The 15,076-nt window shown below is 60.3% G+C and carries 14 protein-coding genes and 1 tRNA gene; 6 read left to right on the plus strand and 9 right to left on the minus strand.

Going from position 1 to position 15,076, the window contains the following annotated elements; all coding sequences use genetic code 11:
* The first annotated feature begins 47 nt into the window (after positions 1 to 47).
* The 6 genes from pal to nadA all read left to right on the plus strand — a co-directional run bounded on the left by pal (position 48) and on the right by nadA (position 4,375).
* Positions 48 to 545, plus strand: coding sequence for a peptidoglycan-associated lipoprotein Pal (pal, locus tag PSUM_RS26945; RefSeq protein ID WP_003178634.1), 498 nt, complete (start codon positions 48 to 50; stop codon positions 543 to 545).
* 6 nt (positions 546 to 551) lie between these two features.
* The gene (gene ybgF / locus PSUM_RS26950) at positions 552 to 1,397 is read left to right on the plus strand and encodes a tol-pal system protein YbgF (RefSeq protein ID WP_033040435.1); all 846 of its coding nucleotides are present in this window, start codon (positions 552 to 554) and stop codon (positions 1,395 to 1,397) included.
* Between the two features lie 167 nt (positions 1,398 to 1,564).
* Entirely contained in the window at positions 1,565 to 2,212 is a 648-nt protein-coding gene (queE, locus tag PSUM_RS26955) for a 7-carboxy-7-deazaguanine synthase QueE (RefSeq protein ID WP_020798452.1), read from the plus strand.
* Position 2,213: 1 nt separating this feature from the next.
* The gene (queC, locus tag PSUM_RS26960) at positions 2,214 to 2,906 is read left to right on the plus strand and encodes a 7-cyano-7-deazaguanine synthase QueC (protein ID WP_020798451.1); all 693 of its coding nucleotides are present in this window, start codon (positions 2,214 to 2,216) and stop codon (positions 2,904 to 2,906) included.
* A 63-nt stretch (positions 2,907 to 2,969) separates the two neighbouring features.
* Positions 2,970 to 3,045 (plus strand) — tRNA-Lys (locus PSUM_RS26965).
* A gap of 271 nt (positions 3,046 to 3,316) precedes the next feature.
* A complete protein-coding gene (gene nadA, locus PSUM_RS26970) occupies positions 3,317 to 4,375 on the plus strand; it encodes a quinolinate synthase NadA (protein ID WP_008054654.1) in 1,059 nt (352 codons plus the stop codon).
* 135 nt (positions 4,376 to 4,510) lie between these two features.
* On the opposite strand, the gene PSUM_RS26975 is transcribed toward nadA, so the two are convergent.
* From PSUM_RS26975 to arcC, 9 genes are all read right to left on the minus strand, one after another.
* On the minus strand, positions 4,511 to 4,999 hold the full coding sequence (locus PSUM_RS26975) for an RDD family protein (RefSeq protein ID WP_020798450.1): 489 nt from the start codon (positions 4,997 to 4,999) through the stop codon (positions 4,511 to 4,513).
* Positions 5,000 to 5,094: 95 nt separating this feature from the next.
* Positions 5,095 to 5,307 (minus strand): cold-shock protein, encoded by a 213-nt coding sequence (locus tag PSUM_RS26980; protein WP_007977299.1) that lies wholly within the window; start codon positions 5,305 to 5,307, stop codon positions 5,095 to 5,097.
* Positions 5,308 to 5,710: 403 nt separating this feature from the next.
* Positions 5,711 to 6,835: a glycine cleavage system aminomethyltransferase GcvT gene (gcvT, locus tag PSUM_RS26985; RefSeq protein WP_033041496.1), complete on the minus strand. Its 1,125-nt coding sequence runs from the start codon at positions 6,833 to 6,835 to the stop codon at positions 5,711 to 5,713.
* A gap of 36 nt (positions 6,836 to 6,871) precedes the next feature.
* Positions 6,872 to 8,248, minus strand: a complete 1,377-nt coding sequence (locus PSUM_RS26990; protein WP_083349678.1) for an L-serine ammonia-lyase — start codon at positions 8,246 to 8,248, stop codon at positions 6,872 to 6,874.
* Positions 8,249 to 8,432: 184 nt separating this feature from the next.
* A complete protein-coding gene (gcvP, locus tag PSUM_RS26995; protein ID WP_083349677.1) occupies positions 8,433 to 11,282 on the minus strand; it encodes an aminomethyl-transferring glycine dehydrogenase in 2,850 nt (949 codons plus the stop codon).
* Positions 11,283 to 11,292: 10 nt separating this feature from the next.
* Positions 11,293 to 11,676, minus strand: a complete 384-nt coding sequence (gcvH, locus tag PSUM_RS27000; RefSeq protein ID WP_083349676.1) for a glycine cleavage system protein GcvH — start codon at positions 11,674 to 11,676, stop codon at positions 11,293 to 11,295.
* Positions 11,677 to 12,011: 335 nt separating this feature from the next.
* Positions 12,012 to 13,520, minus strand: a complete 1,509-nt coding sequence (locus PSUM_RS27005) for a sigma-54-dependent transcriptional regulator (protein ID WP_020800261.1) — start codon at positions 13,518 to 13,520, stop codon at positions 12,012 to 12,014.
* 225 nt (positions 13,521 to 13,745) lie between these two features.
* Positions 13,746 to 14,108: a DUF5064 family protein gene (locus tag PSUM_RS27010; RefSeq protein WP_020800262.1), complete on the minus strand. Its 363-nt coding sequence runs from the start codon at positions 14,106 to 14,108 to the stop codon at positions 13,746 to 13,748.
* A gap of 12 nt (positions 14,109 to 14,120) precedes the next feature.
* On the minus strand, positions 14,121 to 15,050 hold the full coding sequence (gene arcC, locus PSUM_RS27015) for a carbamate kinase (protein WP_020800263.1): 930 nt from the start codon (positions 15,048 to 15,050) through the stop codon (positions 14,121 to 14,123).
* Between the last annotated feature and the right edge of the window lie 26 nt (positions 15,051 to 15,076).

Genomic DNA, 15,076 nt, shown 5'->3' on the forward strand with positions numbered 1-15,076 from the left:
CGCTATACGTTGTACTTAACACACTGGGGTTCATTAGGAGTTTCACGATGGAAATGCTGAAGTTTGGTAAATTTGCTGCGCTGGCACTGGCCATGGCTGTAGCTGTAGGTTGCTCGTCCAAAGGCGGCGACAATGCCGGTGAAGGCGCGGTAGATCCAAACGCTGGTTACGGCGCAAACACTGGTGCAGTTGACGGCTCCCTGAGCGAAGAAGCTGCACTGCGCGCTATCACCACTTTCTACTTCGAATACGACAGTTCGGACCTGAAGCCAGAAGCCATGCGCGCTCTGGACGTTCACGCCAAAGACCTGAAAGCAAACGGCGCTCGCGTTGTTCTGGAAGGCAACACCGACGAACGTGGTACTCGTGAGTACAACATGGCACTGGGCGAGCGTCGTGCGAAAGCCGTTCAGCGCTACCTGGTACTGCAAGGTGTTTCCCCAGCTCAGCTGGAACTGGTTTCCTACGGCGAAGAGCGTCCAGTTGCTACCGGCAACGACGAGCAGTCCTGGGCTCAAAACCGTCGCGTCGAACTGCGTAAGTAATTCGTCATGCGAACGTGCCGTCGTGCTGTAACTGTCCTGGCTCTCAGTCTCGCGCCGCTTGCGGCGTGGGCTGCGGTTCCTGTGGTCGAAAACGATTCCGGCTATAACAATAGCGGGACCAGTTATCCGCCTGCAGGTTACGGTACGAACGGCGCCTATGCCGGGGGAGGGGTTTCGGCCCCTGTCTCGGCACAGGGCGAGCTGTTCAACCAACTGCAATCAATGCAGCAACAGATCGAGCGCCAGCAAGGTGCGATCGAGGTTCTGCAAAATGATGTAGCGCGCATGAAGCAGGAAAGCCTGGAGCGATACCAGGATCTTGATCGGCGCATAGGAACCGGCGTTGCACCAGCCGCGACTCCTGAGAATTCTTCCACCGGTGGCGATTTGAATGCCCCTGGTGCAGCAGCTGGCGCAGCTGCAGGTGCGGGAGCGGCTGCCGCTCAAGCACCCGCCGCGGGTAGCGAGCCGGCAGATCCGGCGAAGGAAAAGCTCTATTACGACGCTGCCTTCGACCTGATCAAGGCCAAGGACTTCGACAAGGCCAGCCAGGCTTTTGCCGCTTTCCTGCGCAAGTACCCGAACAGCCAGTACGCAGGCAATGCCCAGTACTGGTTGGGCGAAGTGAACCTGGCCAAAGGCGATCTGCAAGGTGCGGGTCAGGCATTTGCCAAGGTTTCGCAACTGTACCCCAAGCACGCCAAAGTGCCTGACTCGCTGTACAAGCTCGCTGATGTAGAACGCCGCCTGGGTCATCCCGACAAGGTAAAAGGCATTTTGCAACAAGTTGTGTCGCAGTACCCGGGCACTTCCGCCGCTCAGCTGGCCCAGCGTGACTTGCAAAAAATGTAATGGCTGCTTGACCCGTTTCGAAGAAACCCGCGCTTGTCGCGGGTTTTTTCGTTAGAATTCACCCCCATTTTCTGAAACACGCTTTTTGGGGCCTGCGCATTGCCGGGGTTCCTTGAAGTGCCTGACGGAGGCGGACAGCCTGTTTAGCTGTTACGCCCGTGGCGACTATGCAAGACACATTGAGAATTACCGAAGTTTTCTACTCGTTGCAGGGGGAAACGCGGACTGCTGGCCTGCCCACTGTTTTTGTGCGCCTGACCGGTTGCCCTCTGCGTTGCCAGTACTGCGACAGCGCCTACGCATTCACGGGTGGGACCCTTCGCACCCTTGACGATATCCTCGAGCAGGTAGCCGGCTTTCGGCCGCGTTACGTCTGTGTCACCGGTGGCGAGCCCCTGGCCCAGCCCAATGCCATTCCATTGCTCAAGCGCTTGTGCGATGCCGGTTACGAAGTGTCACTGGAAACCAGTGGCTCCATTGATATCTCGGCGGTAGATTCCCGGGTCAGTCGCGTTGTCGACCTGAAAACCCCGGGTTCGAAGGAAGCGCACCGCAATCGCTATGAAAACATCGAGCTGCTGACGCCCAACGATCAGGTGAAGTTTGTCATCTGCTCGCGTGAAGACTATGACTGGTCCGTGTCCAAGCTGATCCAGTACGGTCTGGACCAGCGTGCCGGCGAAGTCCTGTTTTCGCCAAGCCACCACGATCTCAATGCGCGAGACCTGGCGGACTGGGTGGTGGCGGACAACCTGCCAGTGCGTCTGCAATTGCAGCTGCACAAATATCTTTGGAATGACGAGCCGGGGCGCTGAAATGACTGAACCACTCAACACTGCCGAAAAACGCGCGGTCATCCTGTTGTCCGGTGGCCTGGACTCGGCAACCGTCGTGGCCATGGCGCGTGCCGAAGGCTATAGCTGCTACACCATGAGCTTCGACTACGGCCAGCGCTCTCACGCCGAACTGTACGCCGCCGAACGCGTTGCCCGCGACCTGGGTGTGGTCGAGCACAAGGTCATCGGCCTTAACCTGAACGGAATGGGCGGCTCGGCGCTGACCGACACCAGCATCGATATCCCGGAAGAGTTGGGCGAGGGCATTCCGGTGACTTACGTGCCTGCGCGTAACACGGTATTCCTGTCCCTGGCGTTGGGCTGGGCGGAAGTGCTCGGTGCGCGGGATATCTTCATCGGCGTCAACGCGGTGGATTACTCCGGTTACCCGGATTGCCGTCCCGAGTTCATCGAATCGTTCGAGCGCATGGCCAATCTGGCGACCAAGGCAGGCGTGGAAGGCAATGGCTTCCGGATTCAGGCGCCGCTGCAAAACCTCAGCAAGGCACAGATCGTCCAGGCAGGTGTGAAGCTTGGCGTGAACTACGGCCTGACCGTTTCCTGCTACCAGGCCGACGATAACGGCCGTGCCTGCGGCAAGTGCGACAGCTGCCGACTGCGTGCAGAAGGCTTTGCGGCGGCCGGAATCAGCGACCCAACACCTTATTTTTGAATTATTTTAAAATAGGTGTTGAATAGTCCTTAAAAATCAGTATTATACGCGCCACCACACAGCGGGTCGTTAGCTCAGTTGGTAGAGCAGTTGGCTTTTAACCAATTGGTCGTAGGTTCGAATCCCACACGACCCACCATTTTTGGCGGTTTAGAAAATCCGGAAGGCCCACGCAAGTGAGGATTTCCGGGTTTTTTTTTGCCTGCGATTTAACGCTCGCCTGTTCCTTTGCTGCACTGCAGGGCGCAGGTCAGAATCATCTTTTGCATCCTGCCGATATTCTGTAGCCTTGCGCAGCTTCAACGCTGTCCGTGCCTGATCAATACTCACTTTCCCGGCGGTACCCTGTTGGGTCCGGAGCCGGGTGTATACTCGACTTTCGCGCGAATGCGCCTGCAGGTCTTGCGAACATGACGCAGATTTCCGAACGCCTTCTGGTTCAAGCCCACCTCGACGCCAAGCAGCCCAAGCCGCTGACCGCCGATGAGGAAGCTTATTATCGTGCCGCCATCGCTGCCGAGCTCAAGGCTCAGGACGCGGTGCTGGTGGCGCACTTCTATTGCGATCCGGTGATTCAGGCCCTGGCCGAAGAGACCGGAGGCTGTGTTTCCGACTCGCTGGAGATGGCCCGCTTCGGCAACGCCCACCCGGCCAAGACGGTGGTGGTCGCCGGTGTGAAGTTCATGGGCGAGACAGCCAAGATCCTCAACCCCGAAAAACGCATCCTGATGCCCACCCTGGAAGCGACGTGCTCGCTGGACCTTGGTTGCCCCGTCGATGAGTTTTCCGCGTTCTGTGACCAGCACCCGGAGCGTACGGTGGTGGTCTACGCCAATACCTCGGCGGCGGTCAAAGCCCGCGCGGATTGGGTGGTGACTTCAAGCTGCGCGCTGGAAATCGTCGAAAGCCTGATGGATAACGGTGAAACCATCATCTGGGGGCCGGACAAGCACCTGGGTACTTACATCCAGCGTCAGACCGGTGCCGACATGCTGCTATGGGACGGTGCCTGCATCGTTCACGAAGAGTTCAAGTCCAAGCAGCTCGAAGACATGAAGGCACTGTATCCGGATGCAGCGATCCTGGTACACCCGGAGTCGCCGACCTCGGTGATCGAGCTGGCGGATGCCGTCGGGTCCACCAGCCAGTTGATCGCGGCGGCACAGAGCCTGCCAAACAAGACCCTGATCGTCGCTACCGATCGCGGTATCTTCTACAAGATGCAGCAGCTGTGCCCGGACAAGGTCTTTATCGAAGCGCCAACGGCCGGTAACGGCGCGGCATGCCGCAGTTGCGCGCATTGCCCCTGGATGGCGATGAATACCCTTGAGCGCACGCTCAAGAGCTTGAAGGAAGGGACGAACGAGATCTTTGTTGATCCGGCGTTGATTCCGCAGGCGATTCGGCCGCTCAAGCGCATGCTTGACTTTACCCAGGCGGCGCGGATGAAGCTGGCCGGCAACGCCTGAGGTCTCTCATTCAGTAAAAAAAACTTGTGGGAGCGAGCCTGCTCGCGTAGACGGTGTAACAGTCAAAGTTGATAGTGACTGACACACCGCTTTCGCGAGCAGGCTCGCTCCCACAGTGGTTTTCGTATGGCTGAATTATTTGTTCTTCTTCGGGACCCGCACCAGCTGGGTGTTGGAATACATGTCATGCCAGCTGCGCTTCTGCTTGTCGAACAGCGACCAGAAGAACCCCAGGCCTACGCACAGCAACGACGCGATCGCCACTACAAAGCGCAACAGCGCCTGCCACAGGCTGATGGATGAGCCATCGGCATTCTGTACCCGTACGCACCACACCTGCATGCCCAGGGTCTGCCCTGAATAGGTCCAGAACTTGGCGAAGAAGCCGAACAGCACGAACAGCAAGACCGTCGAGAGCAGCGGATCACCGTCCAGCGCGCCGGCTTCGGTCAGGGTGCGCATTTTCTCTTCGCCGATGATCGCCATCTGGATCATCTTGTAGACGCCGCTGGTGACGATCAGCAGGGCGGTGCACAGCAGGAAGTCATAGAACATTGCTGCCAGGCGACGACCCAGGCCGACGGCGGGGAAGTCGCCCTGGGGTTTGAGCAGGTGTTTCGACATGGCAGCCTCTGGGCGCAAAAAGAAGCCATTTTACGGATTTACGCGCACAAAAAAGCCCCTGATGTCAGCATCAGGGGCTTTTTCGTTACAGAAGATTAAGCTTCTGCTTGTACTTCGTCAGCCTGCATGCCTTTCTGGCCTTGCACAGCGATGAAGGTCACTTTCTGGCCTTCTTTCAGGCTCTTGAAACCGTTGCCCTGGATGGCGCGGAAATGCACGAACAGATCCGGACCGCTTTCAGGTGTGATAAAACCAAAACCTTTTTCGTCGTTAAACCACTTGACGGTACCGCTCTGACGTTGGGACATTTCTTATTTCCTTTGACGCAAAAAATTAATGACAGTCTCTTTCTCATGAAAGAGTACTGGGGCTGGTTGCAGGAGAGTAAGAAGACGTCGAACGGGATGTAGCTAACTTGTAGGCTACTGCCCAGGTCACGATTCCAAGCGACCCATGCAAACACAGTGAACAAACTCTACGCCAACTTCGGGAGAAAAAACAAGCCCCTTTGGAGGCCCCGGATTTGCTCAGGTTGCTGACACCACTGACAACTAGCGCGGGCGTATGCGTTGACGGTGTTCAGATGTTTTCGATCGTTATAAGCAAAGTTCATAATCGAAGCTAAGAGCCAAACGATGCACTATTTTATGGCGGTTGCGTTACACATTAGTGCAGTGTAAGCACAACCGCGTTACTTATAGGAACAGTCAATCAACCGCGATAGTAGCGTTGTGGAACAAATGGCATTTTGCTTACAAGCAAAGGCACCTTTTTCCCACGAACGATTGCCCATACCGGCGTATCGATGGCGGTGTAGGCGCTGTCCAGGTAACCCATGGCCAAAGGGCCACCCAAGGTCGGTCCAAAGCCGCCGCTGCAGACGCTGCCGATGATCTCGCCTGCTTCGTTGACGATTTCAGCACCTTCGCGCACAGGTGTGCGTTCCTGCGGTAGCAGGCCAACGCGCTTACGGGTAACACCGGTTTGTTGTTGTGCGAACACACTTTCTGCGCCAGGGAAGCCACCGGCGCGCGCGCCATCGGCACGACGCGGCTTGGAGATGGCCCATAACAGGCTGGCTTCGATCGGGCTGGTGTCGGTGTTCATGTCATGGCCGTACAGGCACAGGCCGGCTTCCAGGCGCAGGGAGTCGCGTGCGCCGAGGCCGATGGCCGCTACTTCAGGCTCGGCCAGCAAGGCCCGGGCCAGGGCTTCGGCGTTGGCGGCCGGTACCGAGATTTCGAAACCGTCTTCACCGGTGTAACCCGAGCGGCTGACAAAGCAGTCGACGCCCAGCAGTTTCACGGGGGCGAACTGCATGAATGTCATCTTTGCCACTTCTGGCGCCAGACGTGCCAGTACGGTCACCGCGGCAGGACCTTGCAGGGCGAGCAGGGCGCGTTCTTCGAACAGGGGCTCGATGGTGCACTGGTCACCGATGTGCTTGCGCAGGTGGGCCAGGTCCTGGTCCTTGCAGGCGGCGTTGACCACCAAAAACAGTTCGTCGTTACCCAGGTTGGCGACCATCAGGTCGTCAAGGATGCCACCGGTCTCGTTGGTGAACATCGCGTAGCGCTGCATGCCCACCGGCAAGTCGACGATGTCCACTGGCACCAGAGTTTCCAGTGCCTTGGCGGCATTGGCACCGGTCAGGCGAATCTGGCCCATGTGCGAGACATCGAACAGGCCGGCCTGCTCGCGGGTGTGCTGGTGTTCTTTCATCACGCCCAGCGGGTACTGCACCGGCATGTCATAGCCGGCGAACGGCACCATGCGCGCGCCCAATTCGACGTGCAGGGCGTGCAACGGCGTTTTCAACAGTTGTTCGGTGGACATATTCAGCTCCTGGAGAAGTGTGAAGATGAGCGCGCATCAGCACTCGATAATGTTGACCGCCAAACCGCCACGGGCGGTTTCCTTGTATTTGCTTTTCATGTCGGCGCCGGTTTGGCGCATGGTGCGGATGACCTTGTCGAGGGACACGAAGTGCTGCCCATCGCCGCGCATGGCCATGCGCACGGCATTGATGGCCTTGACCGAGCCCATGGCGTTGCGCTCGATGCAAGGCACTTGCACCAGCCCGCCAATCGGGTCGCAGGTCAGCCCGAGGTTATGTTCCATGCCGATTTCCGCAGCGTTTTCCACTTGCTGCACGGTGCCGCCAAGCACCTCGCAAAGGGCTCCCGCCGCCATTGAACAGGCCACGCCGACTTCGCCCTGGCAGCCGACTTCGGCGCCCGAGATCGAGGCATTTTCCTTGTACAGAATGCCAATGGCCGCGGCTGTCAGCAGAAAGCGCACCACCCCGTCATCGTTCGCGCCGGGGATGAAGCGCATGTAGTAATGCAGTACCGCCGGGATGATCCCGGCCGCGCCGTTGGTCGGAGCAGTTACCACGCGTCCGCCGTTGGCGTTTTCTTCGTTGACCGCCAGGGCGTACAAGTTGACCCAGTCCAGTACCGACAGCGGATCGCGCAGTGACGATTCGGGGTTCTTGCACAATTGCCGATGCAGCGCGGCTGCCCGGCGCTTGACCTTCAGGCCGCCGGGCAGGATGCCTTCGTTGTGGCAACCGGCGGCGACGCAGTCCTGCATCACTTGCCAGATCTTCAGCAGGCCGGCGCGGGTTTCCGCTTCCGGGCGCCAGGCGCTTTCGTTGGTCAGCATCACCTGGCTGATGGACAAGCCGTAGGTGGTGCAGTGACCCAGCAGGTCCTTGGCGCTTTTGAACGGGAAGGTCAGGGGGGTAGCGTCTTCGACGATACGGTCGGCGCCGGCGGCGTCTTCATCGACGACAAAACCACCGCCGACTGAATAGTACTCGCGGCTGCGGATTTGCAAACCCGCGGTGTCGAAGGCGCGAAAGATCATGCCGTTGGGGTGATAGGCCAAGGGCTTGCGAATCATCGCCAGGTGTTCTTTCTCATTGAACGCAATGCTGTGTTCGCCGAGGAGGTTCAAACGACCATTGCCGCGAATTTCGTGCAGGCGAGCGGCGACGGTTTCGGTATCCACGGTATCCGGGTGTTCGCCTTCCAGGCCGAGCAACACAGCCTTGTCGCTGCCGTGGCCTTTACCGGTGGCGCCGAGTGAGCCGTACAGCTCGACTTTGACGCAAGCGGTCGCGGTGAGCAGCCCTTCACGGCGCAAACCTTCGGCGAAACGTGCGGCTGCGCGCATCGGGCCGACGGTGTGGGAGCTGGAGGGGCCAATGCCAATCTTGAACAGGTCGAACACGCTTAACGACATGGTTGTTCTCCGGTTTCTTGTTATAGGCGTTTCACGGGAGATGCTTTGTGTAGGAGCTGCCGCAGGCTGCGATCTTTTGATCTTGTTTTTTTCAAGATCAAGATCAAAAGATCGCAGCCTGCGGCAGCTCCTACAGGGGGTGTGGTGTGCTTGATAGGGGCGAGTAAACCCGCCCCCTGTTGGTTTAAGCGTAGCTTTCGATCGACGGGCAGGCGCAGACCAGGTTGCGGTCGCCGAACACGTTGTCGACACGGCCCACAGGCGGCCAATATTTGGCGTCGATCAAAGTGTCCAGCGGATAAACCGCCTGCTCACGGCTATACGGATGCGACCACTCGCCGACCAACTCCGCCGCGGTGTGCGGGGCGTTTTTCAGTGGGTTGTCGTCCTTGTCCAGGGTGCCGTTTTCCACCGCGCGGATTTCTTCGCGGATGCGGATCATGGCGTCGCAGAAGCGGTCCAGTTCTTCCTTGGATTCGCTTTCGGTCGGCTCGATCATCAGGGTGCCGGCCACCGGGAAGGACATGGTCGGGGCATGGAAGCCGAAGTCGATCAGGCGCTTGGCCACGTCGTCGACGCTGATGCCGCTGCTGTCTTTCAGCGGGCGCAGGTCGAGGATGCATTCGTGCGCCACCAGGCCGTTGCTGCCGGTGTACAGCACCGGGTAGTGCTCTTCCAGGCGACGGGAAATGTAGTTGGCGTTGAGGATCGCCAGCTGCGACGCGCGCTTGAGGCCGGCGCCGCCCATCATGCGGATGTACATCCAGGTGATCGGCAAAATGCTCGCGCTGCCGAACGGCGCGGCGCACACCGCGCCTTCCTTGCGCGCCATGTGCGCGTGGCCTGGCAGGAATGGCGCCAGGTGCGATTTCACACCAATCGGGCCGACGCCCGGGCCGCCACCGCCGTGGGGAATGCAGAAGGTCTTGTGCAGGTTCAGGTGCGAGACGTCGCCGCCGAACTTGCCCGGGGCGCAGAGGCCGACCATGGCGTTCATGTTGGCGCCGTCGATGTACACCTGGCCGCCGTGCTCGTGGATGATGCCGCAGATTTCGCGGATGCCTTCCTCGAACACGCCGTGGGTCGACGGGTAGGTGATCATCAGCGCGGCGAGGTGCTCGCGGTGCTCGATGGCCTTGGCGCGCAGGTCTTCGATGTCGACGTTGCCGCGGGCGTCGCAGGCGGTGACCACCACGCGCATGCCGGCCATCTGTGCGGTGGCCGGGTTGGTGCCGTGGGCCGAGGACGGGATCAGGCAGATGTCGCGACGGTCTTCGCCACGGCTCTGGTGGTAGGCGCGGATGGCCAGCAGGCCGGCGTATTCACCTTGCGAACCGGCGTTCGGCTGCAGCGAGATCGAGTCGTAGCCGGTGGCGGCGCAGAGCATCGCTTCCAGTTCATCGGTCAGCTGCTGGTAGCCGGCGCTTTGTGCGGCCGGGGCGAACGGGTGCAGGGCGCCGAATTCGGCCCAGGTCACCGGGATCATTTCGCTGGCGGCGTTGAGTTTCATGGTGCACGAACCCAGCGGGATCATGGTGCGGTCCAGCGCCAGGTCCTTGTCCGCCAGCTTGCGCAGGTAGCGCATCAGCTCGGTTTCCGAGTGGTAGCGGTTGAACACCGGGTGGCTGAGGATCGGCGACTGGCGCAGCAGCGCGGCCGGGAGGGTCGCTTGCGTGGCGGCGGCGAGGGCGGCGAAGTCCGGCAGGGCCTGGCCCGCGGCGAACAGCGCCCACAGGGTTTCGACGTCAGCCTGGGTGCTGGTTTCATCCAGGGACAGGCCCAGACGTTCAGCGTCGACCACGCGCAGGTTGATCTGCTGGGCGTGGGCCTGCTCGTGCAGTTTTGCGGTGTTGGCGCCGGTGTTCAGGGTCAGGGTGTCGAAGAAGTGTTCTTGCTCGACGTTCAGACCGATCGCTTTCAGGCCTTGGGCCAGGATCGCGGTCAACTGGTGCACACGCTGGGCGATCTGCGTCAGGCCCTGCGGACCGTGGTACACGGCGTACATGCTGGCGATGTTGGCCAGCAGCACTTGCGCGGTGCAGATGTTGGAGGTGGCCTTCTCGCGGCGGATGTGCTGCTCGCGGGTCTGCATCGCCAGGCGCAGGGCCGGCTTGCCGAAACGGTCCACCGAGACGCCGACCAGACGGCCGGGCATGTCGCGCTTGAACGCATCCTTGGTGGAGAAGTACGCCGCGTGCGGGCCACCGAAGCCCAGCGGCACGCCGAAGCGTTGCGCGCTGCCAATGGCCACGTCGGCACCGAATTCGCCCGGCGGGGTCAGCAGGGTCAGGGCCAGCAGGTCGGCGGCCACCGCCACCAGGGCGTTGGCGGCGTGCAGGCGCTCGGTCAGTTCGCGGTAGTCGAACACGTCACCGTTGCTCGCCGGGTACTGCAGCAGGGCGCCGAAGAACGGCGACACGTCGCTCAGTTCGCGCTCGTCACCGACCACCACCTCGATGCCCAGCGGTTCGGCACGGGTGCGCAGCACGTCGAGGGTCTGCGGGTGGCAATGCACGGAGGCGAAGAACTGGTGGCTGCCCTTGTTCTTGCTCAGGCGCTTGCAGAAGGTCATGGCTTCGGCGGCCGCGGTGGCTTCGTCGAGCAGGGAGGCGTTGGCGATCGGCAGGCCGGTGAGGTCGCTGATCAGGGTCTGGAAGTTCAGCAGGGCTTCGAGGCGGCCCTGGGAAATTTCTGGCTGGTACGGGGTGTAGGCGGTGTACCAGGCCGGGTTTTCCAGGAGGTTGCGCAGGATCGGCGACGGCGTGTGGGTGCCGTAGTAGCCCTGGCCGATGAAGGTCTTGAACAGTTGGTTCTTGCCGGCGATGCCTTTGATCATCGCCAGGGCGTCGGCTTCGCTCAGGCCGTCTTCCAGGCCGAGCACGCTGGTGCCCTTGATGCTGTCGGGAATGACGCTGGCGCTCAGGGCTTCGAGGGAGTCGAAGCCGAGGGTGTTGAGCATGGCTTGCTCGTCACCGGCGCGGGGGCCGATGTGGCGGGCGATGAATTCATTGGCGGTGCTGAGATTGATAGTCATGGCAGGCTCCTCAGGCTTCGGCTTGGGCTTTGATCAGGCGGTCGTAAGCGTCCTGATCCAGCAGTTGGCCGACAGCGGTAGCGTCAGCGGGCTGGAAACGGAAGAACCAGCCTTCGCCCAGCGGATCTTCGTTGACCAGCTCAGGGCTGGCGTCCAGCGCCGGGTTCACTTCCAGCACTTCTCCGTCCAGTGGCATGTACACGCCGCTGGCGGCTTTTACCGATTCCACGGTGGCTGCTTCAGCGCCTTTGTCGTAGGACTGCAACTCTGGCAGTTGTACGAAAACCACGTCGCCCAGAGCGTTCTGCGCGAAAGCGGTGATGCCGACTGTGACAGTGCCGTCAGCTTCGGTGCGCAGCCATTCGTGATCTTCAGTAAAACGCAACTCGCTCATGGAAACTCCTAAGGGGGCCAGACTCGTCTGGTGGACGCGATTGAATGCTTGGGCAATGCCCTGGTTTATGGGGGCTTACTAAGCAAAAAGGCGGCCAATGTTGTTTTATTGTTATAAATCAACAAGTTAAGATTATATTGGGTCAAGCTGAGTTCGCAGGCTGTAGCGAAATCGCTACGGCCGCAGCAGGAGAAAAAAGCTGAAGTGGATCAAAGCCTTGCGCAGGGCTGGTTGCAGAGGGGTGTAGCGAAATCGTTCCGCTGTAGCGCTTTCAGTACAGGTGAAGGTCGCTTTTGAATCGATCGTTCCCACGCTCCGCGTGGGAACGATCAATTTCAAGGCTGTTTGGGGATGCCGTACTTGCGCAATCGATGAGCGATGGCGGTATGAGACGTTTGCAGGCGGCTGGCCAGTTGGCGGGTCGAGGGGTAGCTGACGTAGAGCTTTTCCAGCAGGGTTTTCTCGAACTCATCCATGGCCTGCTCCAGGCTGTCGATATCCTGATCGCTCTGGCGTGCCACCGAGGTGCCAGCGATGTCGAGGTCGCCAATGTCCACCAGGCTGCTTTCACAAATGGCCGCTGCACGGAAAATCACGTTTTGCAGTTGCCGCACGTTGCCCGGCCAGCGGTTGCCGAGCAGCGCCGGGTAAGTGCCCGGCGCCAGGCGACAGACCGGGCGCTGGATCTGTGCGCAAGCCTGCTGCATGAAATAGCGGGCCAGGAGCAGGATGTCCTGGCCGCGTTCGCGCAGGGGCGGGACTTCGACATTGAGTACGTTGAGGCGGTAAAACAGGTCTTCGCGGAACAAGCCTTCGCTGACCATTTTCTCCAGGTCGCGGTGGGTCGCGCTGAGGATTCGCACGTTGACCTTGACCTCGCGATCGCCACCCACCCGACGGAAGCTGCCATCGTTGAGGAATCGCAGCAGCTTGGCCTGCAAGTACGGTGACATTTCGCCGATTTCGTCGAGAAACACCGTGCCCTGGTTGGCCAGTTCCATCAGCCCCGGCTTGCCGCCCCGTTGTGCCCCGGTAAAGGCGCCGGGGGCGTAGCCGAACAGTTCGCTTTCGGCGAGGTTCTCCGGCAGTGCCGCGCAATTCAATGCCAGGAACGGTGCGTTGTGGCGGGCGCTGATGGCATGGCAAGCCCGCGCCACCAGTTCTTTGCCGGTGCCGGTTTCGCCCTGGATCAACAGCGGCGCATCGAGTGCCGCCACCCGCTGCGCGCGAACCTTGAGCGTGCGAATGACCGGCGATTCGCCCAGCAACGCATCGAAGCCTTCAGCGTGATCATGGTGCAATGCCGACAGGCGCTCACCGATGCGATTGGGTTGATACAGGGTCAACAGGGCGCCAGCGTCGGTGATCGGCGTGGCGTCGAGCAACAAGGTCTGGCCGTTGACGGTGATCTCTCGCAACGGCAGGCGAAAACCGTGTTCGAGCAACGCATCGAGCAGCGCCGGATCGGCAAACAGGTCGGCGACACTTTCTCCGGCCGGCTCGCGACCGTACAGGGCAATCAACGCCGGGTTGGCCAGCAGCACCTTGCCAGCGCTGTCCAGCGCCAGCACCGGGTCGGTCATCGCCGCGAGCAGCGCATCGAGCTGCAGGTGCCGACGTTGCCCGGGAAGAATGTCGACCACGGTCATGGCTTGTACGCCCCGCACGCTCAACAGCGCATCACGCAACTCTTCCAGCACTTCGGGGCTCAGGGTCGGCGCGTCGATGTAGACGTTGGGCGGAACCATTTCCACCGCATCCAGGTTGAGGTTTCGTCCACCGAGCAAGGCCAGGACTTCCTGGGTAATGCCGACGCGATCGATGAAGCTGACGTGGATACGCATGGTGCAGTTTTGGGTTCTGGCGTGCGGAGGGTGGCAAGTATGCCTTGGGGCGGGCTAATGGTGAAATCCTGCGTGGACTTCAATGCCGGGGGTTAGACCCTTGTGGGAGCGAGCCTGCTCGCGAAGGCGTCGTGTCAGTCAACGAGGATGGCGACTGATACAGCGCTTTCGCGAGCAAGCCCACTCCCACAGTGGTTTGGGTTGAGCACAGAACGTGTGTTCGGGTTACTCGAAGTGTTCGGGGTTTACCGGATCACCGGATTTCATATTCAACTGCTGCCGGATGTCTTCGAACATCAAGTCGTAGTGCTTGTGGATCGAGCCGATCTGGCTGTGTGCCTTCGGAATCCCGTACTTCTCGGCAATTCTCGTCACATCCCTGGCGAAGTTGTAGGCCTCCTCCTTGGGCAGGAAGAAGGGCTCTGACATGTCCTTGCCTTGAATGTTGCCATGCATGGTGAACAGGATGCCTTTTTCACCTTTGTCATTGGTGCTGACTTCATAGTCGAGGTGCACGTTGTAACTGACATCGTCCGGTGTCAGCGCATGACGCTCGATGTGCAAGTGACCTGGCTCAAACTGTGCCATGGACTTCTCTCCTTACAAGTAAGTAATGCCAGGTGTCGCTGTGCTGATGCGTGTGCCAGCCTTGCCCTGGACGATCGCCTCGATGTCCGCCAGAGAGCCGATCACCGCGACTTTTCCAGTATGGCGTGCGAACTCGCAGGCTGCCTGCACCTTCGGTCCCATGGAGCCAGCGGCGAAGCCGAGCTTTTCCATTTCGTCGGGGTGCGCCTGGGCGATGGCTTTCTGCGTCGGTTTACCGAAATCGATAAAGGCGGCGTTGACGTCGGTGGCGATCACCAACAGATCGGCTTCCAGCTGTTCGGCCAACAGCGCCGAGCACAGGTCTTTGTCGATCACAGCTTCCACGCCCTCAAGTTTGCCGGGTGCGGTGTACATGGTGGGGATGCCGCCACCGCCGGCACAGATCACGATGCTGCCTTTTTCCAGCAGCCATTTGATCGGGCGGATTTCGAAGATGCGCTTGGGTTTGGGGCTGGCGACCACGCGGCGGAATTTGTCGCCGTCGGGGGCGATGGCCCAGCCTTTTTCGGCAGCCAGTTTTTCTGCCTCGGCCTTGCCGTACACCGGGCCAATGGGTTTGCTGGGTTTCTGGAAGGCCGGGTCGTTGGCATCGACTTCGACCTGGGTCAGCAAGGTGGCGAAGGGCACCTCGAAGTCCAGCAGGTTGCCCAGCTCCTGTTCGATGATGTAGCCGATCATGCCCTCGGTTTCGGCGCCGAGGACGTCCAGCGGGTAAGGTGACACCGAGGTGTAGGCGGCCGCTTGCAGCGATAGCAGGCCGACTTGCGGGCCATTGCCGTGGGCGATGACCAGTTGGTTGCCGGGATGGATCTTGGCGATCTGCTCGGTGGCGATCCGGATATTGGCGCGCTGGTTGTCCGCGGTCATGGGTTCACCCCGGCGGAGCAGGGCGTTACCGCCCAGAGCAACGACGATACGCATGGTGCATGTCCTTTCAGTTTGATCGT

Source organism: Pseudomonas umsongensis, from assembly GCF_002236105.1.
Classification (GTDB): Bacteria; Pseudomonadota; Gammaproteobacteria; order Pseudomonadales; family Pseudomonadaceae; genus Aquipseudomonas; species Aquipseudomonas umsongensis.